This is a genomic window from Paraburkholderia nemoris, assembly GCF_905221015.1.
Taxonomy (GTDB): Bacteria; Pseudomonadota; Gammaproteobacteria; order Burkholderiales; family Burkholderiaceae; genus Paraburkholderia; species Paraburkholderia nemoris.
The window spans coordinates 420120-441993 of sequence record NZ_CAJNBO010000002.1; the positions used below are offsets into that span (position 1 = coordinate 420120).

The 21874-nt window shown below is 60.3% G+C and carries 18 protein-coding genes and 1 riboswitch; of the genes, 10 read left to right on the forward strand and 8 right to left on the reverse strand.

Going from position 1 to position 21874, the window contains the following annotated elements:
• Positions 1–73: 73 nt before the first annotated feature.
• Positions 74–982 carry a LysR family transcriptional regulator gene (locus tag KHO33_RS04505; protein WP_093635111.1) on the reverse strand — a complete coding sequence of 303 codons (909 nt, stop codon included), beginning with the start codon at positions 980–982 and terminating at the stop codon, positions 74–76.
• A 210-nt stretch (positions 983–1192) separates the two neighbouring features.
• Here KHO33_RS04505 and KHO33_RS04510 point away from each other — a divergent pair, with 210 nt between their 5' ends.
• The 5 genes from KHO33_RS04510 (at position 1193) to KHO33_RS04530 (ending at position 6309) form a co-directional block, all read left to right on the forward strand.
• On the forward strand, positions 1193–2248 hold the full coding sequence (locus KHO33_RS04510) for a porin (RefSeq protein ID WP_200561547.1): 1056 nt from the start codon (positions 1193–1195) through the stop codon (positions 2246–2248).
• 76 nt (positions 2249–2324) lie between these two features.
• Positions 2325–3401: an alpha/beta hydrolase gene (locus KHO33_RS04515; RefSeq protein ID WP_200561549.1), complete on the forward strand. Its 1077-nt coding sequence runs from the start codon at positions 2325–2327 to the stop codon at positions 3399–3401.
• A complete protein-coding gene (locus tag KHO33_RS04520; protein WP_200561551.1) occupies positions 3398–4756 on the forward strand; it encodes an MFS transporter in 1359 nt (452 codons plus the stop codon). The genes KHO33_RS04515 and KHO33_RS04520 overlap by 4 nt, the downstream gene beginning before the upstream one ends.
• Positions 4757–4812: 56 nt before the next feature.
• Positions 4813–5823, forward strand: coding sequence for an alpha/beta hydrolase (locus KHO33_RS04525; RefSeq protein ID WP_200561553.1), 1011 nt, complete (start codon positions 4813–4815; stop codon positions 5821–5823).
• 45 nt (positions 5824–5868) lie between these two features.
• Positions 5869–6309 (forward strand): hypothetical protein, encoded by a 441-nt coding sequence (locus KHO33_RS04530; protein WP_200561555.1) that lies wholly within the window; start codon positions 5869–5871, stop codon positions 6307–6309.
• A 37-nt stretch (positions 6310–6346) separates the two neighbouring features.
• On the opposite strand, the gene KHO33_RS04535 is transcribed toward KHO33_RS04530, so the two are convergent.
• A complete protein-coding gene (locus KHO33_RS04535) occupies positions 6347–6961 on the reverse strand; it encodes a histidine phosphatase family protein (RefSeq protein ID WP_200561557.1) in 615 nt (204 codons plus the stop codon).
• Positions 6962–7056: 95 nt separating this feature from the next.
• Positions 7057–7144: riboswitch (adenosylcobalamin (AdoCbl) riboswitch) on the forward strand.
• A gap of 53 nt (positions 7145–7197) precedes the next feature.
• Here KHO33_RS04535 and KHO33_RS04540 point away from each other — a divergent pair.
• The 4 genes from KHO33_RS04540 to KHO33_RS04555 all read left to right on the forward strand — a co-directional run bounded on the left by KHO33_RS04540 (position 7198) and on the right by KHO33_RS04555 (position 10614).
• The gene (locus KHO33_RS04540; RefSeq protein WP_054040208.1) at positions 7198–7419 is read left to right on the forward strand and encodes a CbtB domain-containing protein; all 222 of its coding nucleotides are present in this window, start codon (positions 7198–7200) and stop codon (positions 7417–7419) included.
• Positions 7420–7430: 11 nt separating this feature from the next.
• Positions 7431–8177, forward strand: coding sequence for a CbtA family protein (locus tag KHO33_RS04545; protein ID WP_200561559.1), 747 nt, complete (start codon positions 7431–7433; stop codon positions 8175–8177).
• A 379-nt stretch (positions 8178–8556) separates the two neighbouring features.
• A complete protein-coding gene (locus KHO33_RS04550; RefSeq protein ID WP_200561561.1) occupies positions 8557–9741 on the forward strand; it encodes an ABC transporter substrate-binding protein in 1185 nt (394 codons plus the stop codon).
• A 57-nt stretch (positions 9742–9798) separates the two neighbouring features.
• Positions 9799–10614: a VOC family protein gene (locus tag KHO33_RS04555; RefSeq protein ID WP_200561563.1), complete on the forward strand. Its 816-nt coding sequence runs from the start codon at positions 9799–9801 to the stop codon at positions 10612–10614.
• Between the two features lie 168 nt (positions 10615–10782).
• Here KHO33_RS04555 and KHO33_RS04560 read toward each other — a convergent pair whose 3' ends face one another.
• Complete coding sequence (locus KHO33_RS04560) at positions 10783–12702, reverse strand: FUSC family protein (protein ID WP_200561565.1); 1920 nt, start codon at positions 12700–12702, stop codon at positions 10783–10785.
• Between the two features lie 283 nt (positions 12703–12985).
• Positions 12986–13810 carry a 2OG-Fe(II) oxygenase gene (locus KHO33_RS04565; RefSeq protein WP_200561567.1) on the reverse strand — a complete coding sequence of 275 codons (825 nt, stop codon included), beginning with the start codon at positions 13808–13810 and terminating at the stop codon, positions 12986–12988.
• 252 nt (positions 13811–14062) lie between these two features.
• On the opposite strand from KHO33_RS04565, the gene KHO33_RS04570 reads away from it, so the two are divergent.
• Positions 14063–14905: an FAS1-like dehydratase domain-containing protein gene (locus KHO33_RS04570; RefSeq protein ID WP_200561569.1), complete on the forward strand. Its 843-nt coding sequence runs from the start codon at positions 14063–14065 to the stop codon at positions 14903–14905.
• On the opposite strand, the gene tssM is transcribed toward KHO33_RS04570, so the two are convergent.
• The 4 genes from tssM to KHO33_RS04590 all read right to left on the reverse strand — a co-directional run bounded on the left by tssM (position 14886) and on the right by KHO33_RS04590 (position 21872).
• Positions 14886–18947, reverse strand: coding sequence for a type VI secretion system membrane subunit TssM (tssM, locus tag KHO33_RS04575; RefSeq protein WP_200561571.1), 4062 nt, complete (start codon positions 18945–18947; stop codon positions 14886–14888). The genes KHO33_RS04570 and tssM overlap by 20 nt on opposite strands.
• A gap of 38 nt (positions 18948–18985) precedes the next feature.
• On the reverse strand, positions 18986–20242 hold the full coding sequence (gene tssL, locus KHO33_RS04580; RefSeq protein ID WP_200561573.1) for a type VI secretion system protein TssL, long form: 1257 nt from the start codon (positions 20240–20242) through the stop codon (positions 18986–18988).
• A gap of 121 nt (positions 20243–20363) precedes the next feature.
• Positions 20364–21185: a lysozyme inhibitor LprI family protein gene (locus KHO33_RS04585; RefSeq protein ID WP_200561575.1), complete on the reverse strand. Its 822-nt coding sequence runs from the start codon at positions 21183–21185 to the stop codon at positions 20364–20366.
• Positions 21186–21449: 264 nt separating this feature from the next.
• Positions 21450–21872 carry a hypothetical protein gene (locus KHO33_RS04590; RefSeq protein WP_200561577.1) on the reverse strand — a complete coding sequence of 141 codons (423 nt, stop codon included), beginning with the start codon at positions 21870–21872 and terminating at the stop codon, positions 21450–21452.
• Positions 21873–21874: the final 2 nt, after the last annotated feature.

Sequence of the window (21874 nt, forward strand, 5' to 3'; positions counted from 1 at the left end):
TCTGGCCGTCCATGCGCGGTGGCGCTTTCCTGTAGCCCGACCTCCGCGGTTGTGTCGCAAGCACCCGGAACGCTCAGCCGTGAACGCGCTCCTTGACCAGTTCGATAAAGCGGGTCGCCGCGCTATTGCGCAGTCCCGCAGGGTAAGCAAGATGCAGCGGAGCACTCAACTTCGCGGGATTCGTCAATGTGCAATAGACGGTGCCCACCTGGTCGTACCGTTGCATCGACGCCGGCACCAGCGTCACTCCCAACCCTGCCGCGACCAGATTGATCCCCGACACCATGCGCGGCACCTCGCGCGCAATCCGCGGGACAAACCCGGCTTGCCTGCATGCTGCCAGGATATCCGCATACATGCCCGGCGCCCCCGGCCGGCGGACCAGAATGAAGTCCTCGTGCGCCAATGCCTTTAACGACACCTGCGGCCTCTTTTTACCCGCCCCTTTCAGCAACGGATGCCCAACCGGCAATACCACCACCATCGGTTCGTCGAGCAATAACTCGAACGCCACGCCCTCGCGTACATCGACCGGCTTGCGGAGAAACGCGGCCTGAATTTGCCCCGCGGCCAAACGCTCGATAATTTCCGCCGCATTGAGTTCGGCAAGTTCCACGGCAACCTCGGGGCACACCGCGCGAAAGGCCCGGATCGTCTCGGTGGTGAAGGGATGGAACGCCGCCGAACTGGTGAGGCCGATCGAGATCGTGCCGAGCTCGCCGCGCGCAATCCGGTTCGCCCTGTCCACCGACTGTTGCAGCTCCTGCAGCAAGCGTTGCGCGTCTTCCGCAAAGGCTTGCCCCGCAGGCGTCAAAGTTACGCCGCGCGGCATGCGCACAAACAGCTCGAAGCCGATCTCTTCCTCCAGCGTTCGAATCTGCTGCGAGAGCGGCGGTTGTTGCATGGCCAGCCGTTCGGCCGCACGCGTGAATTGGCCTTCCTCAGCAACCGCCAGGAAGTAGCGCAAATGTCGAAGCTCCATCGTGTTCTGTCTCCTGGGTCGTGTTTTGCGTTCGATTGATTGCCATATCGTATAGATATGGATGGTGCATAAAACAGGTATTTTACATTTACCACGCCCAATCCTACGATCTCGTCCATCGCGTCGATCGAGGCCTGCGCTGCGTACGACAAGTACGGCAAGCAGGCCCGAGCGCCCCGCGACATAAAACAAAATCCACAGGAGACGATAGTGAAAAAGCAATGTGCGGTGGCCGCATTGACCGTGGTGAGTTGCGCGAGTGCGCATGCTCAGGCATCGGTCACGCTGTACGGGGTGATCGATACGAATATCGAATTCCTCAACCATGCAGGGGCCAGTGGTGGCTCGCTAGTCCGCGAGAACTCCGGTGGACTGAGCAACTCGCGCTTCGGTTTTCGTGGGACCGAAGACCTCGGCGGCGGTAATAAGGCATTTTTCATTCTCGAAGCGGGCTTCAACGGCAATGACGGCACCAATGCAACTGCCGGCGTGCTATTCAACCGGACTGCGGCGGTCGGGGTGTCGAATGAAGCCTTCGGTGCGTTGTCGGCGGGCTTGCAGTACACGGCGATGTACGACACGCTCATCAAGTACGACCCGATGGTGTTCGGCCAGCAGTACACGTGGATGCCGACCACCGGCTCCGCGGACGGCTTCTCGTTCAAGGCGCGCGTGAACAACTCGGTCAAGTATGTGGGCCGTTTCGGCGGCTTGACGGCGACGGCGGACTACAGCTTCGGCGGCACGGCGGATTCGTTTCAAAGCAGCGCGGCCTACGGCGGCGCGCTCGATTACGACAGCGGCAGCTTTGCCGCAGCGGTGGCTTACGACTACCGCAACGGCGCCATCAATTCGACCGGCATGTGGACCAAGTCGCGCAACTGGAGCGCGTCGGCGCGCGAGCAAATTGGCGACGTAACCGTCATGGGCGGCTACGAGCACTATCTGTTCAACCCGACCAAAGGCAAGACGGTGTCGTCGGCGTTGTGGTTCGGCGGCGTGCGCTATCTGATCGCACCGACGTTCCGCTTGACGGCCGCCGCGTATTACCAGAGCAACAAGGCGGACAACGTATCGAACTCGTTGATGGGTGTGCTCGGTGCGGACTATATTCTGTCGAAGCGAACCGATGTGTACGCAACCGTTGCGTACGCCGCTTCCACGCGCTATGCCAACGATCAGTACACGCCGGTCGGTTTGACGAGTGACACCGCATTCGGTCCGAACCAGACGGGTGTGACGCTCGGCATTCGCCACCGGTTCTGAGTTTTTGAGCTTTTCAACGACGGATTTGACGATGCGCCGCGTTCAAGACAGTGCACGGTGATCAGGAGCAAGCTGCATGACATTCAATCTTTCACGACGTCTGGCGATGGGGTGCGCGGCAGCGGGCGCCGCCATGCTGGCAGTGCTCGCGCAACCGGCATTCGCGGTGCATGCCTACGAGTCGCATCTGAAGCCGGTGGCGACGATCTCGGATACGCGGTTTGTGATCGAGACGCCGCAAGGGCAAGCTGAATTTCCGTTGTACCTGTCGAAGGATTGGAGCGTCGCGCAACCGCAGGTGACGCGTGCGGTGATCGTGATTCACGGCAAACTGCGCAACGCGGACGTGTATTTCCGCACCGCGCAGAATGCACGCGATTCTGCTCATGCGGATCCCGATAGCACACTTCTGATCGCGCCGCAGTTCCTCGCCACGCTCGACACGCGTGTGCATAACGAACCGGCCGACCTGCTGCGCTGGACCGGCGACGCGTGGATGGGTGGCGAAGCGGCGCGTGCGCCGCAGCCCATCAGTTCGTATGCAGTGCTCGACGCGATCGTCACGCGCCTTGCGGATCGCAAGCTGTTTCCGAATCTGCGGCACGTCGTGTTCGCGGGGCACTCAGGTGGTGGCCAGGTCGTGCAGCGCTACGCGGTGGCGGCGCATAACATCGACGTGCTGACGAATGAAGGCATCGACGTGCGCTACGTGGTGGCGAGCCCGTCGACGTATGCGTATTTCGATGCACAACGGCCGAATGCGCAAGGTGTAGCGGCGCCGTTCGACGCCGCGCAATGCGCCGACTTCAATCAATGGAAATACGGCATGGACAATCGGCCGCCGTACCTCGACGATCGCTCGCCCGCACAACTCGAAGCGACTTATGCGTCGCGCCGTATTGACTACCTGGTCGGCGGCGCGGACGACGATCCGCAGCAAAGCGCGCTCGATAAAAGCTGTGCCGCCGAAGCGCAAGGTCCACAGCGTGTGGCGCGTGCAGAGGCGTATTACCGGTACATCCAGTCGCGTCATCCGGAGGGGCTGAAGCAGAGTTTTCATATCGTGCCGGGTGTGGGCCACAACGGCGCACTTATGCTGACGTCGGTCTGCGCGTTGTCGGCGATGTTCGACACCAAAGGATGCGAGCAATGAGCGGGGCGAGCTTGAATCAGCGTGACGGTGCGGCGTCCGCTACGGAGACATCGAACGGACTGAGCCCGTCGATGGTGCGGCGCGCGATCTTTGCCTCGGTGCTCGGCAACGGGCTCGAGTGGTTCGATTTTCTGATCTACGGCTACTTCGCGAAGATCATCGCGCTAGTGTTCTTTCCCGGCGGCAGCGGTTTCGTGTCGATCATGCTGACGCTCGCCACGTTCGCCGTGGGCTTTATCGTGCGGCCGATCGGCGGCATTCTGTTCGGCATCTACGCGGACCGGGCCGGGCGGCGCAAGGCGCTTTCGCTGCTGATCATTTCGATGGCGGCGAGCACGCTGTTGATGGGCCTCACGCCGGGTTATGCCAGCATCGGCATTGCGGCGCCGTTGCTTGTGGTGCTTGCGCGGCTGTTGCAAGGGCTCTCGGTGGGCGGGCAGTTCGCGACGGCATCGGCGATGCTGGTCGAGTACGCGCCGCCGCACAAGAAGATGTTCTACGGCAGCTTCAATATGTCGGCGCAGGCGTTCGCGTTGCTGCTTTCGTCAGGCGTCGGTTATCTGCTGACCACGCAGTTCACGCATGAGCAACTGGTGGCATGGGGCTGGCGCCTGCCGTTTCTGTTCGGCGCGTTGGCGGGGCCGTTCGGTTTCTACATCCGGCATCGCGTGGCGGAATCGCCTGAGTTCGAGCGCTTGCTCGATCAAAAGGACAAGCCGCCGCGCGTTACGGTGCGCCAGTTCTTCCGCGAGAACGGCGACGCGGCGATTTGCGCGATGGGCGTGATCATCATCGGCGCGGCGACCAATTATGTGTGGCACTCGTATCTGTCGGTGTATGTCGAGCGTCAATTGCATCTGCCGCTGTCCACTGCGCTGCTCGGCGCGTTCGTGTCGGGCGTGCTGAATCTGTTCCTGTTTCCGCTGTCCGGCAAGCTCGCCGATCGTTATGGCGCGTACCGGCTGTTCTATCCGATCGTGATCACGTGGATGGTGTGCGTGTATCCGCTGTATCACTTCGTCGTGACGAATCCGACGCCGGGGCATCTGTTCATCGCGCAGATGGTCGCGACGGTGGTCCTCGCCGCCATGTCCGGTTCGCACCCCGGCATGCTCGCGACGCTGTTTCCGGTGCGCAACCGTTCGGCGGGCGTGGCGCTCTCGTACAACATTGCGGTGACGCTGTTCGGCGGCATGGCGCCGCTCACCATCACCGCCCTGACGCATCTGACCGGCAGCAGTCTGACGCCGGCGTTCTACCTGATTTTTGCCGGTTTCGTGTCGCTCGCGATGGTGTATTTCACGCGCTCGGGACGTGAGCCGGGCGGTGCAACGGCGAAGTTCGTCACGCGTTAACCGCCACTAGCCAGCGCCCCTAGCCAGACTGATTAGATGACCCACGAGCTTATTGCATGACCCAGCCTTTGATTACAGATGACGAACGCGCGCCGAATGAACGTCCGGTTGCCGTCGTCGCCAGCCGGCATCTGAGTGTCGCGACGCCTGCGGGCAGCGGCACGGTGCCGGTGTTCGCGAACGGCGACTGGCTTGCGCCGACGCATGACGTCAAGCGTGCCGTGATTCTGATTCACGGACGCCTGCGCAATGCGGATACGTACTTCAATCTTGCGGAGCGTGCCTGCGCACTGGCTGGTGGCGATGCAGCCGATACGCTGCTGATCGTGCCGCAGTTCCTCGCGAGTGCTGACGTTGGCGCGCATGCGTTACCGCCATCCACGTTGCATTGGGAATGGACTGGCTGGATGGGCGGCGACAACGCCAAAGGTCCGGCGCCGCTCAGTTCGTTCGATGTGCTCGACGCCATTCTGCAGACGCTGGCGTCGCGCGAGCAGTTTGCGTCGCTGACCGAGGTGGTGATCGCCGGGCATTCGGGCGGTGGCCAGGTGGTGCAGCGCTACGCCGTGGTGACGCGGGGTGAGGCGCCGCTCGTCGCGCGCGGAATTGCAGTGCGCTATGTGGTCGCGAATCCATCGTCGTATGTGTACTTCGATGCGATGCGGCCGACAGCATCAGGTGAATTCGTGGCGTTCGATGCGACGGCATGTCCGTCGTTCAATCGCTGGAAGTATGGGCTCGAAGATTTGCCGGCCTATGCTTCGAGTGGCGGGGAGGCTGGCTCGGCTGATGCGCTCGAATCGCGCTATGCGCGTCGTGACGTCACCGTGCTGCTCGGCGGTGCGGATTGCGATCCGCAGCATCCGGCACTCGACCGTTCATGCGCGGCGCAGACGCAAGGCGAGCATCGGCTGGGACGCGGACTGGCTTACTCGCGCTATATGGCGTTGAGGTGTCCGGAAGCGGCGGCGAAGCATCGTACGTTTGTGATCGACGGCGTCGGGCACGACGCGAACGGGATTTTTGCATCGGCGCAGGGGCTGGCGGCCTTGTTCGGCAAGGCATGAACCGTGCTACTGCGATAAGGCCAGCTTTCAAAGGACTGTGCCGACATGAACAAGACCCGAATCCTCGCGGCCGCGATCGCCGCTGTATCGCTTGGCGCCTTGCTGCCGTGCAGCGCCAATGCCGACGATGCGCCTAGCCCATGTGCGTCGCTCAAACGGATCGTCGCAGCGGCGCCGGACGGTCTGGCTTCGCTCACACCGGAAGACGGCAAGGGCGTTGCGCAACCCTACGGCGATGACGCCCAATGTTCGGCGAGCCGTGGGAGTTATCAATGCACGTGGACGCCGCATCACGATGCCGGTTCGAGCACGGATGCACTGCAGGGTGTCGCGGCGGACATCGCATCGTGCCTGCCCGACGCGACGCATGATCAGAATTCACCGGGTCGTCAGCATTTTTATCTAGGCACGCGTGCCAAACGGACTGATATCACGTTGACGCGGGCTGATTCGAGCAAGTTGCGGCTGGTTGTATCGGGCAAGTGAGTGGGCACATGCGTTTCGGGCTGTCCGCGTGCGGCCGTTATCGCGACGCCGGCCACCATGTCCAGCCGCGTCGCGAGCGTCGCAACTCGACCATCGAGAGCGGCGCGATTTCGATGCGCGGAAACACGGCCGGTGACGCGCCGAGCGCATGAACGATCGCGGCCCGGATCACGGAAGCGTGCGTGACGGCGACCACGTTTTGCGTGTTGCCCGGTATGACGCCCTCGCTCAACGCACCGTTTAGCGTGTCGAGCCACTGTCCCACCCGCTTCACGAGTTGACTGAACGACTCGCCGCCGTGTGCGGCTGCGTCAGGATCATGTGTCCACGCGGCGAGGTCGTCCGGTGCTTCGACCGCGAGATCGGCAAGGCGACGGCCATGCCACAGGCCGTAGTCCATATCTGCCAGCCCCTCGTCGGCTGATGCGCCCGGGGCCGATGCCGCGGCACCGAGCCCCAAGGCCGACGCCGTCTCGCGCGCACAAACGGCAGGGCTGACGAAAACCGCCGCGTCATCCGGAATCGACAGACGCGTTCGTGCGGCGGCTGCTTCGGCGAGGCCGCGTGCGTCGAGTGGGTCGTCGGCGGGGAAGCGGCCCGCGCGCATCGCTGCGGTCGATGCGTGGCTGATCAGTAACAGCCGTATGTCCATTCAGTTGATTTCCATAAAGACCGGCCTAAAGCGGGACGCCGCGTGCATGCTTTGCATTGCCGGGAGGCAAAGTTTAGCGCGTAGAATAGCGTCACTGCGAAGCACGGAAGCCGGTGAGAGCCCGGCGCGGTCGCGCCACTGTAATCGGCATTCATGAGCCGAAAGCCAGACCTGAGCTTCGCACCATCCCTCTTCAATCGACTATCGGGGCGCGTTACCCCCAGGAGATGTCCATTATGTCCAACGCTGTTTTCGATTCCACGACACAGCCTGTCGCCCAACCTACGCCGATTCCGCTGCGTGAACTGCTGCCTTGGGTCGTGTTCGGCGGCTTGCTGCTGTTGCTCGCGCTGTATTTCGTTGGTGCGGAACAGGGCGCCACGTCGCTGGTGCCCGGCATGTATGTGCACGAATTCGTGCACGACGGCCGCCATCTGCTCGGCTTTCCCTGCCACTAACGGAGTCGAACATGGTCGGTAAATTGTTGGTACGCGGGATGCTTGCAGGCATCGCCGCGGGATTGCTCACGTTCGGCTTCGCGAGATTAGTGGGCGAGCCGCAGGTCGATCAGGCGATTTCCTTCGAGGAAAAGGCCGACGCCGCCAAAGGCGAAGCGCCCGAACCCGAACTGGTGAGCCGCGGCACCCAGGCCGGCCTCGGACTGTTGACGGGCGTGGTGACGTACGGCGCCGCGTTCGGCGGGCTGTTCTCGCTGGTGTTCGCGTATGCATATGGCCGCGTCGGCACGCTGAGTGCGCGCGCGTTGTCCGCATGGCTCGCACTTGGCGCGTTTATCACGCTGGTGATTGTCCCGAACATCAAGTACCCGGCGAATCCACCCTCGGTGGGCGACCCCGAGACGATCGGGATGCGGACCGGCTTGTTCTTCCTGATGATTGCGATCTCGTTGGCGGCAATGGTGTTTTCGCTGAAGGTTCGACGCCGCGCGGCGCTGAAGCTGGGCGCGTGGAATGGCTCGATCGTGGCGGGCGTGGTGTTCGTTGCGATCATTGCTGCCGTGCAACTGTCGATGCCGACGATCAACGAAGTGCCGGCGGCTTTCCCGGCAGTGCTGTTGTGGAAATTCCGCGTCGCGGCCATCGGCATGCAGGTGATTATGTGGACGACCGCTGGGCTGCTGTTCGGCGCCCTCGTTGAGCGAAGCAAATTGCTGGCGCCCGCGAGCCGCAGCGCCGCGAAGTCCGCTTACCTTTGATGTGAACGGCGTGACCGCGCGAGCCGCGGTCACGCCGACGTGCAGCGCGAGAGAAGCCAAATACATCAAGTACTTGGCGCGTTTGCCGGAATGTTATCCACAGGCTTGTGAACGTTTTCTGTGGATAAGCCACCCCTCTGCAATGCGCGGCTCCGCGCCAACCGTGTAGGCGATCATCGCTGCGTCCCCCCGCGCCGCAAGCAACAAACCGATCTGCGTCAAGCACTTAGGTACGATGCCCCGCTGTTATCAACAACCCTATGAACATTTTCTGTGGACAAGTTCCATAGCCGCATAACGTTATGCGAATCGCTTGGTTGCCCGAAGCCGGGGCAAATCCGACACTCACTCCAATCTCAAGCAAACCGAGCCTGGAGCCATGTCGAACACATCAAGCTTGCGCCCATCATGGGCCACTCACTTCGCGGCACTTCTGCTGCTGGCCGCATCGGCACTAACGACGACAACGGCCATCGCCGCGCCACCTTCGGGCGATCCGATCCTGATAGGCGTCAGCGGCCCGCTGACCGGCCAGAACGCTCAGTACGGCGCGCAATGGAAAGCCGGTTTCGATCTTGCATTGGATGAGATCAACAGCCACAACGGCATCAACGGCCGTCCGCTGAACTACGTCTTCGAGGACAGCCAGAGCGACCCACGCCAGTCCATCACGATCGCGCAGAAATTCGTCAACGACCCGCGCATCCTGATCGAACTCGGCGACTTCTCGAGTCCGGCTTCGATGGCGGCGTCGCCGATTTATCAGCATGCCGGCCTCGTGCAACTCGGCTTCACCAACTCGCATCCTGACTTCACCAAAGGCGGCGACTACATCTGGAGCCCATCGGTCAGCCAGGCCGACGCGCAGCCGCTGCTTGCCGACCTCGCCGTGAAAACGCTCGGCCTCAAGCGCATCGCCGTGCTCTATCTGAACACCGACTGGGGACGCACCAGCAAGGACGTCTTCGTCAAAGCCGCCAATGAACGTGGCGCGCAAGTCGTTGCGGCCGAAGGCTATCAGTCGGCCGAGAAAGATTTTCGCGCGACGCTGGTGCGCGTAGGCGCCGCGAACCCGGATGGCATCGTGCTGATCTCGTACTACTCCGACGGCGCGCAGATCGCCCGCCAGGCGAGAACGAGCGGCATCAACCTGCCGATTGCCGCAGCCAGTTCCGTGTATTCGCCGAAATTCCTCGAGCTCGGCGGTGAGGCCGTCAACGGCGTGGCGACGAATACCAGCTTCTTCCCCGGTGAATCCGGGCCTGAAGTGCAAAGCTTCGTTAAACGCTTCGAGGCGAAATACCACCGTGAGCCGGACGCGTTCAACGCGTATGCGTATGACGCCGTCATCATCGCCGCCTATGCGCTGCGCGCCGGCGGCCCCGACCGCAAGGCCGTGCGTGATGCGCTGCCGAAGCTGCATGACATTCCGAGCGTCGTGTTCGGCAAGGCCAATTTTGATCCGGCGACGCGTCGTGTGATTGGTGTGAAAAACATCAACGTGGTGGTGAAGAACGACAAGTGGACGTTGCTTGATAGTAAGGCGACGGTTGCGCAGAAGTAGGCGTCCCGCTGGCCGCCTTGGTCTCCGAACATTCATAACATTCACGACTTTTTCGCCATGAGCCTTTTACTCGACCACATTGTGATTCGCGTCCACGACCTGACGCAGACCATTGAAAACTTCACTGCGCTGGGTTTCACCGTGCAGCAAGGCGGTACACACGCAGATGGCGTGACGCATAACGCGCTGATTGGTTTCGCCGATGGCAGTTACATCGAGCTGATCGCTTTCTTGCAAGCGGCGCCGCAGCGTCGTTGGTGGGATGTGGGGCAGCGTCACGGTGATGGATTTGTTGATTACGCGCTGTTGCCGTCGAGCGTGGGTGCTGTGATCGATGCCGCGCATGGGCGAGGTCTGCTATATGACGGTCCGCAGGCGGGTGGGCGTGTGCGTCCGGATGGCGCGCGACTCGAGTGGCAGACCGGCCGGCCGCAGACCAGTGACTTGCCGTTCCTGTGCGGGGATATCACGCCGCGTCATCTGCGTGTGGCTGAAGGCGCGGTGCGTGAACATGCGAACGGCGTGCGAGGCGTGGCGAGTTTGACGGTCGCTGTGAATGATCTGACGGCGAGTTTGCAGCGGTATCGGGCGTTGCTCGGTATCGGTGACGGGGAGACGCGGACGGCGGCTTTGCCGGGGCTGGGGGCGGTGTCGGCGACGTTATCGATTGGTGATACGTCCGTTGTGTTGCTGAGCCCCGTGCATGTCGATACAGCGAGCGTCACCGCCGAAGGCGCAGCGTTGCGCCGGCAACTCGCCACGCGTGGGGAAGGGGTGTTGGGTGTCGCTTTGCGCGCTGATGGCAAAGCGCCGCCGCGGGTGCTCGACCGTGAACGCACGCATGGCGCGTGGTTCGAGATCACCGCGGGGTGAGGGGAATCGCCTTTCGGCGCGCAGCGCTTAGTAAGTTAAGTGGATCAAGCAGTTGGCGCTGTTGTGGGGTTGTTATCCACAGGCTTGCGAACATTTTCTGTGGACAAGTTCACGACAGCCGCCGTCCCTTCACGCCGTGGGCAAACAAAATCCAAATCCGATCGCCGCTTACGCGCTCCTGCTCCTGAGCGCCCAATTGAACACGCTCCGCGTTCTGGCAACCGGCTGCGTCAGTCGATCAAACAACTGGGCGACAGCGCCATCGAGTTGCGCGAGCGCTGGTGCCTTTGCTGGATCGACGTCAACGGCAGCAGTCATCGGCACGTGCTCTTCCAACTCGTCACGTGCAGACCCCACCACGCCGCCGCTATACCGCGCGATCAACGAATCCAGCCGCGCAACGATCGATTCCACATGCGCAGCGCCGGCATCCGCCGCATTGAGCGACACATCTTCCGACGACGTGACTCGCCGTGAAGGATCACTCAGCACCCGAGCCCAGTGCAAGCAACACAGCAGCGAACCGGTTGCAAGTTCAACGCCGGGATTCCACACCACCACCCGTTGTGTCTGCAGTGGTTTCAACGCGATCCGCAGATCATGCCAGGTACGATCGAGCTTGCGCATCGCTGACGCCGTCTCGGGCGATTGAGTAGCAGGGCCCGCTAGACTTACCACTTCGCGCAATGAGCCAAGCACAGCTCCAAGCCTTGTCTCTACGTGGCGGGTCGCCGCAAGCGGCATCATCAAAATCGCGACCGCAAACGACACGAGGCAACCGACCAGCACTTCTTCGATCCGCAGTTCAACCAGCGGTCCCATCGCGAAGCCCAACTCGCCGTATACGAGCCCGACGAGCACGGTAATGAAAAACACCCCCGGCGCGTATGCACTCAGGATGTAGTAAGCCCAGCCGAACACGCAAAGCACCATCGTAGCCACGAGCAACACGGACGAGTCGTGCAGCGGCGCGACCAGCAACACGCTGACTAGCGCGCCCGCCAGTGTTCCGGCGAGGCGCTGTGCGCCGCGATAAACCGTGTCAGCGCGTGACCGCGTGCCGAGAAACACCACGAACGTCGTGATGACCGCCCAGAACCAGCGCTCGGGAGACAGCGAGTGGCCGATCAGCATCGCGAGAAAGGCAGCCGTTGTGGCGCGCGTGGCTGGCAGCCAGCAGAGTTTGGTGCGCAAATCGGCAAGCCATGACGCGGCGGATTGAGCACTCGTAGCGCCAGCCGACAGAGGCGAAGCGCCGCGGTGCACATGGCCCTGATGGGCAATCTCCTTGAGCCGCACAATCGCGTGACGCAGCACGTCGGCGCTTGCATGGGCGTCGCCATGTGCAGGCGCTGAAGCAAACGCATGCTGCCCCGCCGCGACTTCCACTTCGACGATTCGCTCACGAATCGTCTCGGCATCGGGTGGATTCAGCAACGCCAGTTGTTCTTCAAGCGAGAGCGCCGCTTCGTTCAGTGCCGACAAATGCACCGCGCCCGGTGCGGCGAGTACACGCGAGGCGCGCAACGTCACCGTGTGAATGGCAAGCCGGAAGCTGGCAGCCGCCCGCATCGGCACGATCACGCGGCCGACCAGCGTGACCATCAGCGGGCCGAACGCGGACAGCAGGAGCGACTGCACAAGATGCAGCGAAGAAGGATGCAGATACAGCCCAAGGTAGAAGCACACCACGCCAAGCATCGCGCAACCCAGCGCACGCGGACCACACGCCTGGACCAGCATGCCGACGAACATCACGACCAGGAAGCCCGCATCCCCAGCGAGCGGATTACGGCTCAGTACGCTCGCTGCGGCAAAGCACACGCAGGCGCAGAGATAGAGGCAAAGCAGGGTGCCGAACCACGCAGGCCGTCGTGCATCGCGCACGAACAGTGGCGCCACCATTGCAAAGAGGATGCCGGGCGCGGCGAGGGTAATCGGTTGGTGATGAAAGACGGTCCACGCGATACTGGCAATGCCGGTTAGCAGGCAGGCAAGCGCAACGCGCAGCGCAGTATGGAGACGCACGAGTCCCGGGTCCGCAACCAGCAGGCGGTCGGCGACGCGTGAAAACGCGGCAGCAATCATGATCGATGATATCCAGGCTAAATGGCCGCCACCGGCTTTTGGCCGATTGCGACAGGGCGGGCGTGCGAGCCCGCCACCTTCGTATCGTCGGACGGGGCTGCCGTGCCGGGATCACCGGCTGGAAGCCCCGTCCGACGACGGGCGATAACCCGCGAACAGGCACGCGGGACGCGCTGCAAAGGGTGGCGCAGCGCATCAGGCGGGTTCGGGTTTTCCCGGATGATACCGGGTCAAAAATGCGATTGTCGAATTTTTGCGGCGGCGCAGCAGTTTTGGAGCGCAATCATGTCGCGTCGTGGAAAATCACCCCGAGCGTGTGCCGGCGGCCCGAGCGCAGGCGGCTCACGCCGTGCCGCAGATTCACCCGATACACGCCGCGCGTGCCCTGCACCGGCCGGTGATGGACCGCAAACACCACCGCGTCGCCCTTGCCGAGCGGCACGACTTCCGTGCGCGACTGCATCCGCGGACGCTGCTCCGTCATGACGAACTCGCCGCCCGTGAAATCCTGGCCTGGCTCCGAGAGCAGAATCGCGACCTGAAGCGGGAACACGTGCTCGCCGTATAGATCCTGATGCAGGCAGTTGTAGTCGTCTTTTGCGTATTGAAGAATCAGGGGCGTCGGACGCAGCTGGCCGGCCGCGTGACAGCGCTCGATAAATTCGCTGTGGGCGGCCGGATAGCGGACAGCGATATTCATCGCCTCGTTCCAGCGATTCGCGACCGGCGCGAGGCGCGGATAAAGCCCGGCGCGCAACTCGGCGACCAACGGTGCCAGCGGATACGCAAAGTACTTGTACTCACCACGGCCGAAACCATGCCGCGCCATCACGACGCGGCTTCGGTACAGATCGTCGCGCGGATAGTTTGCACTCAGCGCGTCGCATTCCTCTGCACTGAGCAGATTGCGCAGCATCGCGCAGCCATATCCGTTCAGTTCTTCTTCGACATCGAACCAGTCGATCGCGTCCACACGCTGCGTGAGCGAGCCGGAGACAGTGCCAGACTCCCGTGCGCCAGCGTGTTTCAGTTTGGGCTCGAACCCCAGCTCCAGTTCCAACTCCGGCAGGTGCGACTGCGAGTGAAGAGCCTTCACGACCATATTCATGAGCATTCTCCGTAAGGCGATTCATCGAACGATGACCGAGTGTAAGCACACGCTCACGGCCACGCACCCCGACTCTTGCTCTCCAATTCCCGTATCGTTATGGCCGCGCCGCTCCAATCTGCCGCTTGGGCGTCCGGGGCGTCTTAAGCAAAAGCGAAAGCCCGGTTAGAAAATGCAAACTTCGCGAAACCTGCTACAAGGTTTATCGTAAGACCCTATTTCGCCTAATCAGTGTGTTCGGAGACTTTGCCCATGTCTGCTTCACCAGAGAAACTCGACGACTGGCTCAACAAGGAAGCGGTGGCCGAAGACGACATCACCGCCTTTCCGCTGACGGCAATGGCCGCCACCCTCGACCGGAAAGAAAGTGGCGATACGGTGCCACCTCTCTGGCACTGGCTGTACTTCCTGCCTATCGCGCCGCTGTCGGATGTCGGTCCGGACGGTCATCCAAAGCGCGGTGACTTTCTGCCGCCGGTACCTTTGCCGCGCCGCATGTGGGCCGGCGGCCGCCTGACGTTCCATGCGCCGCTCAAAGTCGGCGAGCATGCGAAACGTACCTCGACCATCGCTAATATCGAAGACAAGACCGGCCGCTCGGGCCGTCTCGTGTTCGTGACGGTGCAGCACGCGATTGAAGTCGATGGCGAACTGAGGCTCGAAGAAGAGCACGACATTGTCTATCGCGATGCGCCGCAAGAGGGCGCCCGACCACCGCAAGCGGCACTCGCACCCGAGGGCGAAACGTGGAGCCGTACGATCGATGCGGACGCTGTGATGCTGTTCCGTTACTCCGCGCTGACCTTTAACGGCCATCGCATTCATTACGACTACCCGTATGTGACCGAGGTAGAAGGCTATCCCGGGCTGATCGTGCACGGGCCGCTGATCGCGACGCTGCTGGTCGATCTGGTGCGCCGTGAACAACCTGACGCGGTAGTGCAAAGCTTCGCGTTCAAGGCGTTGCGGCCTACCTTTGCTGGCCAGGCTTTCACGGTATGCGGCAAACCGTCTGCCGACGGTAGGACCGTCGATCTTTGGGCGAAAGACCATGAGGGTTATCTGACTATGCGGGCTACGGCAGCGCTCGGCTGAACTCTGCCCGCGCGGTCGGCAATCCTGGCGGCAATCCCACCGGCGGCCCGCTATCCGGCAAACTGAACATCGCCATGGAACTGGGGCATTGAAACCCTCTCAACACATCGCCCGTCAGTGGATTGGCGACACTGCCCGCACTCGCGATATCGAGCACGGCCTTGCGCCCGTCGAAATCGAATTCAACGCGCGTGCGGCCCCGGGTCGCCGTATTGATCAGCGTCCCTTTGCTTAGCAGACGCAACAGCGCCCAAGGGCCGTCGGTCGAAATCGTTGAGGTATCCGGACGAATGCGCGGGTTCGCTGTGATTTCCGCATGCGCACCGCCGCGTGGCCCGGGCCACGTTATGGAGAACGGCCGGACGGGGCCATGCTGGTATTGCTCGCTCTGACCGTCGATGTCGAGCACGAGTCCGGTGATCGTCGGGTCGAGTTCAGGGATGGTGATATCGGCTTTCCAGGCTAGTTTCTTCTGGCCTGGGTCTGTGAAAAACACATCCCGGATGGCCTTCGCGCGCTCGAACGGCGCCAGACTCGGCCCCTGTACGGGCTCGGTTGCGCCAGAAAGCGTTTTGTAACGCCATGGTTTCGCCGACGTGTCCACGAACGGCGCCAGCGTCTTCACAAAGAAGTCGTCGATTACGCCGCCCTGCGCGAATACGCGCGTGAAATCGTCGGTGTTCACGTCCTGTTTGCTTTCGGAGGCAAACGGATAATTGCCGTCGACCGTCACCCGGCACGCATCGCCTATCGTCGCCGCCATTTGACGCGACAGCAGTTGACCAATGCCCTGATTCACTTCACGCGAGCCCTGGATCGCCAGATCTCGTATGACTTCACGAAACGGCGCAGGCAGCGTGTCTGCCGTCAACTTGAGTTTCACCGCGGCGTCGCTGGAGGGCGGCATGCTGTTGTTCGTCAGCGCATTGTCGGCGACCGTCAATACCGTGTAGTAGTTGTTCAACTGGCTCGTGAGGCCGTCGAGTTGTGGCGGGCCGCTTTGTGCTGTGGGCTGAGCGCCTGTCTGCGCAGAAGTTTGCACGTCGCCGCTACCTGTCACCACCTCGCGCAATGCTGCAAAGTGATCGTCGACCAATTCACGCTCAAGACGCTCCTCGGCCCTGATGCCCAGCGTCTGATCGGCCTTCTGTCCCAGTTGCCCCGTGGCCTTTTGCAGGAACGGCTTGTCGTCGCCAGTCGACGTGCGGGTCAGCGTCGTTTCTCTTACCGCCGCACGTGCGAGCCTTGACAGAGGCGAGTCCGGCGCCGCGAAGCTGCGCAATACCTGCAGGTTGAACGCGAGACTGGTCCCTGTCACAGTCCGGATATTCGACAGGAACGTGTCCCAGCGTTGCGCGTATTCCATCAAATATTGCCGGCGGATTTCTTCGGTAAGCGGATCGTCAGCCGCGCCGGAACTGCTCACAATTTCAGACGTTTTTTTTTGAGTATCGCCGAGCAAGCTGCGACCCATCACCCATGCATCGTCGTCACGCGCTAACTGGACGAATTCCGGCAACCGTTTGTCGAACAGGTTTCGATAACCATCATAAGTAAAGAGGCCCGGAACGCCGCGTGCAAGCGGTTCGCCATTGACTCGCGTAAAGACTGTGCCTGCCTGTGGGCCGACCGCGCGCAGCAACGTGAACTCCTCGGGCACCTCCTTCTGCATGGCGGCCTTCGCCCGTTCGTAGAGGCGCTGGGTCGCATTGTTCGTGTCGAGAAACGCGCGGGCCTGCTGGACCAACGAGTCGTTCCTGACGAATGGCGACTGTACGACGCGCTCTCCGGAGAAGAGTTGAGTGACGTGGTCGACCATTGAAGCACGTCCACCGAACACCGATGCGCTGTCCGTTCGGGCCCAGTCGGACAGGACCCATGCCTTGACTTCATCGGCGTTGTACTTTGCCTTGTCCTGCAACATCAGATACGCGCGCAAGGTCTGGTAGGCCGTGTTGGCATCCTTGCCGGCAATTGCTTCCGAGAGCACCGCTTCCATGCGGCGCACGATCTGCGGCAGCAGCAGATTATCTTCCAGTGCGCCATAGGTATGACGGCTTTCGGCCGCCACGTTCGTGCCTGTAAAAAGGCCGTAGCGATACGCATTGTCCGGTGCCGACAGATCAAGTCCCGGATAAGTCGCGAGATAGCGTGCATCCGTGAGCGTATCGGGCACGGCTTCGGGCTTCGGGGTCCTGTAAAGCTGCGTGACCTTCGCCGATAGCGTCTGCGCCTTGCGCGAGATGGCATCAAGATAGGCGTGGTTGTTGCCTAAGCTTACCCATACTCCGCTGGCAAGCCATGCAAACATCAGTAGCGCAAGCGCGTGACCGACCAGACGCAGGAGCCGGAAACGGAATTCCCAGCGCAGGTTCGGCCGCACCAGATGCGCTTCGCGGAATACGACCTTCGTCAGCAGGTCCTGTAGAAAGTAACTTAGGTGACCGGATGCGGCTGGCTTCTGCGACGCAGGCGCGCGCGCAAGCGCATTCCAGAGACGCTGCACGATCGTTTGTTGTTCGGCAACGATTGTGCTGTCCGCCTGGGTTGCGCTGGTGAAATAAACGCCGCGCAGTGTCGTATGAAGCTGGGTTGCGTCGTACCGCGAATCGAGAAACACGTTATCGATCAGTTCACCCAGCGGCCGGACAAGCGCTGCGAATTCCTCGTTCAGCGCAGCCAGTCTCCTGCGTTTCTGTATGTCGTACTCGTCCTGCAAACGCATATTCAAGCCGTCCGCAAGGCGCATTGCGAGCAATCCCAGTTCGGACATGCAGCGTACGCGCAGTCCTTCCTTTGCGATGGTTTCCTTGCCGTATGGCAGCGTGAAGCCCCATGTTTGCGAACGGCCTTCGGCTGTCAGCGAGCCAAAGTACTCGTTGAAACCGCACAGACGGTCCATCTTTGTGATCACGAGATAGACGGGGAAGCGGATGCCCAATTCGGTGCGCAGTTCCGCGAGCCGCGCGCGCAACGCCGCTGCTTCAGCGCGGCGCGCATGCTTGTCCGGGTCGCTCAGGTCAGCGAGATCGACCGTCAGTATCGCGCCGTTGATCGGCGCGAGCGGGCGGTGCTTGCGCAGCAGACCGAGAAAGCCGAGCCATTCGGCCGAATTCACTTTGCGAGCATGGTCAGCCGCGTCGATGTGAGGTGGTGCCTCGGTGCCCTTCGCCGGCTGCGTGCCAGTCTCGGCGGCTACGTCGTCATTGGCATCATGCTTGCCGTCATCTACGCTGGCGGCTGCATGTGCTGGCGCGGCTACCTGCTCGCCACCAACGGGAATAGCATCGTGCCGCGAGTAGCGTCCCGCCGTGTCAATCAGCACCGCATCGTTGGTCAGCCACCAGTCGACATGCTCGGTACCGCCGTCTCGCTCCAGTTTGCCGACGGCCTGCTGCATCTGCTCTGCAACGGGAAAGGCCAGTCCGGCATTCAACATTGCCGTGGTCTTGCCTGTGCCTTTCGAACCGAGCGTGACATACCAGGGCAGTTCATAGAGATAGCGCTTGCCCTGGAACAGGCGGCCGAGTCCGCGCGCGCCGGTGCGCATGGACTTCAATCGCTCAAGCGCGCTGTTGACGGTCCGGGTCACTTCTCGCAGTTGCCCGGCGGCTGGCGATTCTTCCCGCTTGGCGCCAAATTTAAGCAGCTGTGAGAGGAACTGCTCGTCGGTACGCATCCGGTTCCATAGACGGAAGATCCAGTAGATCGCGAACACGCCGAGCACAACTACAATCGCAATCGCGCGTGACGACTCGGGCTCGAACGGCTGCGCGTGTCCCAGCGTGAGCAAAGGCGCGGCGTACCAGATCAGCAGGCATAGCAGCGTCACAAAGACAACGCTCGTTGACCAGCCCGCCAGCCACAACAGCAAGCCGGCCAGCAGCATGGCAATTGTCAGAATCCGCATACCGATGCTGGCAAGCGGCTTGATGCCGCTGAAGCCGATAAGCGGCCCGACAAACCAGATCACCAGACCAACGACGATAAGCGCGATCAAAGCCAAAAACTGTCGCGACACCAGAAACGATAACTTCTTCATTCTCAAATCCCGAAAGCCCACGATTCCGTTTGGGGCGGTCATTCTGCGACGTTGATCTCGACACGGCGGTTCTGCGCGCGTCCCTGGAATGTTTTGTTGTCTGCGATCGGTGCGGCATCGCCCTTGCCGATTACTTCGAGCCGGTTGGCAGGAACGCCTGCGTCCTGGAGCAACTGCATGACCTGTGTGGCGCGTTCTTCCGATAGCGCCTGGTTCGAGTCGAACGTGCGGCTGCGAATCGGCGTGTTGTCGGTGTGACCGATGACACTGACCTTGCCCGGCACCTTGACGACTTCGGCGGCAATCTTGTTGATGAGAGGCTGCATCGATGAGTTGACGGTTGCCTTGCCGGCTATGAACATGTCGTCGCCATGGAATGTCACCGCGCTGTGGTGATCGTCTTCGTCGACGCTGACTTTGCCGGCCGCGATTTCGTCCTTAAGCAGTTCTTTCAGATGGAGGGCTGGCGGTGCGGGAGGTGGTGTTATGCGGGCGATGTCCGAGATCTGTTTTTCCACGGCCGCGCTGCGCGTCATCAGGTCGTACTTCGCGTAACCGAACATCGCGAGCAGGATCAACGAGAGCAGGACTGCCGTGATCCAGACGGGAAAGTCATAGAACGGCCGACTGCGGCCTCGCGTATCGCCTTCCCAATGGGGCGAGAGCGCGGCCGGCACAGGGCCGCGCTGCGCTGTGATTTCGGTGTACAGACGCTGACGTACGGTGTCGTGCTTGCGATGGCCGTCTGTTTCGAAGCGATAGCGGCCGAGGAACCCGAGGCTCAGAATGCGGTAGATCACTTCGAGTAGATCGATGTGTTCTTTGGGTTCGGTCATGAGGCGGCCGATTAACAGGTAGATCTTGTCGCCGCCCTTACGGTCCTCATGGAAAGTTGAGGCGAGGCCGGTTGTGATCCATTCGACACCGCTGTCGCCGGCTTTGCCCCAAGTTGTTTGCATGACTGCTTCGTCGAGCGCTGTGCAGAGGCAGTAGCTTGCGCCGAGCATGTGGTCGCGGCGGATGTTGGTTTGTTCGCAGAGTTTTTGGAAGATGCGGATTTCGTGTTCGAGTAGTGAGCGGAGTTCAGGGATAGCGTCCGCCTCGAGGTACTCGGGCATGTCGGCTTGTGCGCGAAGGAGGGGGCGAGCCGCTTCGAGGAGTGGGTTTGTGGCTCGCTCGACCGCTGACAGACGGACGTGGAACTCGGTCGCCGACGATGCCGAGTGCTGTGTTCGTCCACGTAGCGATGGGGACGGCACGTCTCGGGTGTTGCCTTCACTCGTTTGACTGATCATTAAAAAGATTTTGATTGTGAGTTTCGTGGGATAAGGTCATGTGGTCACGCACAGGCGCGACCACATATAACGAGACGCCGAGCGTAAAGACAGTACTCGTTAATGAACTCCCGATAACTAACTACTCGCTTTCCGGATCCGGTTCTTCTGCCGGATAGGATGGAAATTCATCTGATATCTTCTCTTTTATGTATTGAATTCTCGTCTTGTACGCTGCAGAAAGGCATTCAACAGTCGCGCACTTGTTTCGCACATTCGATATCCAGCTCAGCTGGTTTATCCTTACGGGATCCTGATAGGATATTTCCTTCGAATATTTCATTTGCATGCCCACAAATCCTCGATTTACAACGGCGTCCAGTTTCACGAGGTCCGGGCTTCTGCAAATCAGATGCTCCACGTTGGATTCTGCTTTTCCGCAGTCAAAGCTTTCGCTTTCATCTCTGAACGGATGTGTTTGCCGGGAAAATAAGAAAAAATATGGGCCGTGCACAAGAATAAATTCGTCATGTGAAGCATATATTGTTGAGTAGCGTAATGCTGAGCAGGCAGAGGAAAACGAATTGCCGAGAATGTAGGAGGTGGACCAATCTTTAGAGTTGGTATGGAATTTGGCCGTGAGAAAGTGATCTAATTTATCGTGAGTTCCAAAAATATTGACAAGATTTTTATCAAAATAGTATAAATTTTTATGTTTTATTTTGACGGCGCACGCGCCATCAGTCGTTTCACTGGTCAAGTTTAGCAAAAAGAAATCGCCGGCCAGTGCAAGTGTGGCCGAATAGGCGGGATTTACTGGCAATGATATATCAGGAAAATCATTTCGCCCAGGTTGGTACGCTTGAGTCATCCCTGTGAGTCTATAAATACTTTGTCCCGTCGCGGAAAGGGGGAGTGCTAAAAATAGCGCTGAAAGTAAAAGTTTTCTTGCTGGGAAGTTCATGGATTATCGTCGTAAATATCAGTGATTGCAGTTATAGCCGCATTGACAAAACACCTAATGCTCTCGTCGGTGTCTTGTTCGATTTTCTGGTTCAAAAAATCGGATTTCGTCCTGTCATTTGCGCATTTTAAGAGCGAGCTGGACGGCTCCGAGCCAACCAGGCTGAGACGAAGCATCACCGCTGATATTGCTTTCTAGGTTTGACAATCCTTTGCGTATTTCTTTGGGACCATCGAGCATGCGGGTGGCTTGACAATCCATCGCCTACCAGTTGCACTCGCCTCGCTCAGACGGAGCGATATTCGGGTCGAAATTAAAGTAAAATTTCTTATGAGTGGAATTGTTGGTGTACGTCATGGAATACACGTTGGCTCCTTGACTAATCATCTCGTATTCGCCGGAGATTTTATTTCCTGAAATTTCGAGCCAATTTTCAGTCGTCTGAAATGGATGATTTTTATCAAGTTCATCATTTTGGCTATATTCAGGTACCAAAGATATCGATTTATTTGATTTTTCATATTTTACGAACGCGCCGGACCATTTTGAATGTATGTCATCATAAATTCGTAATTTGAATCGCACGGGTTTCTCGCCACCCGAGCTGAAACAATAGTCTTCGAAATTCACTTGGCTGTACGCAGGCAAAGTATTTAGCAAGAAAAATAGAAAGAGTAAATTCTTCATTT

What these genes read in the sequence shown, in the direction of transcription:
- KHO33_RS04505 (WP_093635111.1), bottom strand. Translation starts at nt 982, where the DNA reads ATGGAGCTTCGACATTTGCGCTACTTCCTGGCGGTTGCTGAGGAAGGC.
- KHO33_RS04515 (WP_200561549.1), top strand. Translation starts at nt 2,325, where the DNA reads ATGACATTCAATCTTTCACGACGTCTGGCGATGGGGTGCGCGGCAGCG.
- KHO33_RS04520 (WP_200561551.1), top strand. Translation starts at nt 3,398, where the DNA reads ATGAGCGGGGCGAGCTTGAATCAGCGTGACGGTGCGGCGTCCGCTACG.
- KHO33_RS04525 (WP_200561553.1), top strand. Translation starts at nt 4,813, where the DNA reads ATGACCCAGCCTTTGATTACAGATGACGAACGCGCGCCGAATGAACGT.
- KHO33_RS04530 (WP_200561555.1), top strand. Translation starts at nt 5,869, where the DNA reads ATGAACAAGACCCGAATCCTCGCGGCCGCGATCGCCGCTGTATCGCTT.
- KHO33_RS04535 (WP_200561557.1), bottom strand. Translation starts at nt 6,961, where the DNA reads ATGGACATACGGCTGTTACTGATCAGCCACGCATCGACCGCAGCGATG.
- KHO33_RS04540 (WP_054040208.1), top strand. Translation starts at nt 7,198, where the DNA reads ATGTCCAACGCTGTTTTCGATTCCACGACACAGCCTGTCGCCCAACCT.
- KHO33_RS04545 (WP_200561559.1), top strand. Translation starts at nt 7,431, where the DNA reads ATGGTCGGTAAATTGTTGGTACGCGGGATGCTTGCAGGCATCGCCGCG.
- KHO33_RS04550 (WP_200561561.1), top strand. Translation starts at nt 8,557, where the DNA reads ATGTCGAACACATCAAGCTTGCGCCCATCATGGGCCACTCACTTCGCG.
- KHO33_RS04555 (WP_200561563.1), top strand. Translation starts at nt 9,799, where the DNA reads ATGAGCCTTTTACTCGACCACATTGTGATTCGCGTCCACGACCTGACG.
- KHO33_RS04560 (WP_200561565.1), bottom strand. Translation starts at nt 12,702, where the DNA reads ATGATTGCTGCCGCGTTTTCACGCGTCGCCGACCGCCTGCTGGTTGCG.
- KHO33_RS04565 (WP_200561567.1), bottom strand. Translation starts at nt 13,810, where the DNA reads ATGAATATGGTCGTGAAGGCTCTTCACTCGCAGTCGCACCTGCCGGAG.
- KHO33_RS04570 (WP_200561569.1), top strand. Translation starts at nt 14,063, where the DNA reads ATGTCTGCTTCACCAGAGAAACTCGACGACTGGCTCAACAAGGAAGCG.
- tssM (WP_200561571.1), bottom strand. Translation starts at nt 18,947, where the DNA reads ATGAAGAAGTTATCGTTTCTGGTGTCGCGACAGTTTTTGGCTTTGATC.
- tssL (WP_200561573.1), bottom strand. Translation starts at nt 20,242, where the DNA reads ATGATCAGTCAAACGAGTGAAGGCAACACCCGAGACGTGCCGTCCCCA.
- KHO33_RS04585 (WP_200561575.1), bottom strand. Translation starts at nt 21,185, where the DNA reads ATGAACTTCCCAGCAAGAAAACTTTTACTTTCAGCGCTATTTTTAGCA.
- KHO33_RS04590 (WP_200561577.1), bottom strand. Translation starts at nt 21,872, where the DNA reads ATGAAGAATTTACTCTTTCTATTTTTCTTGCTAAATACTTTGCCTGCG.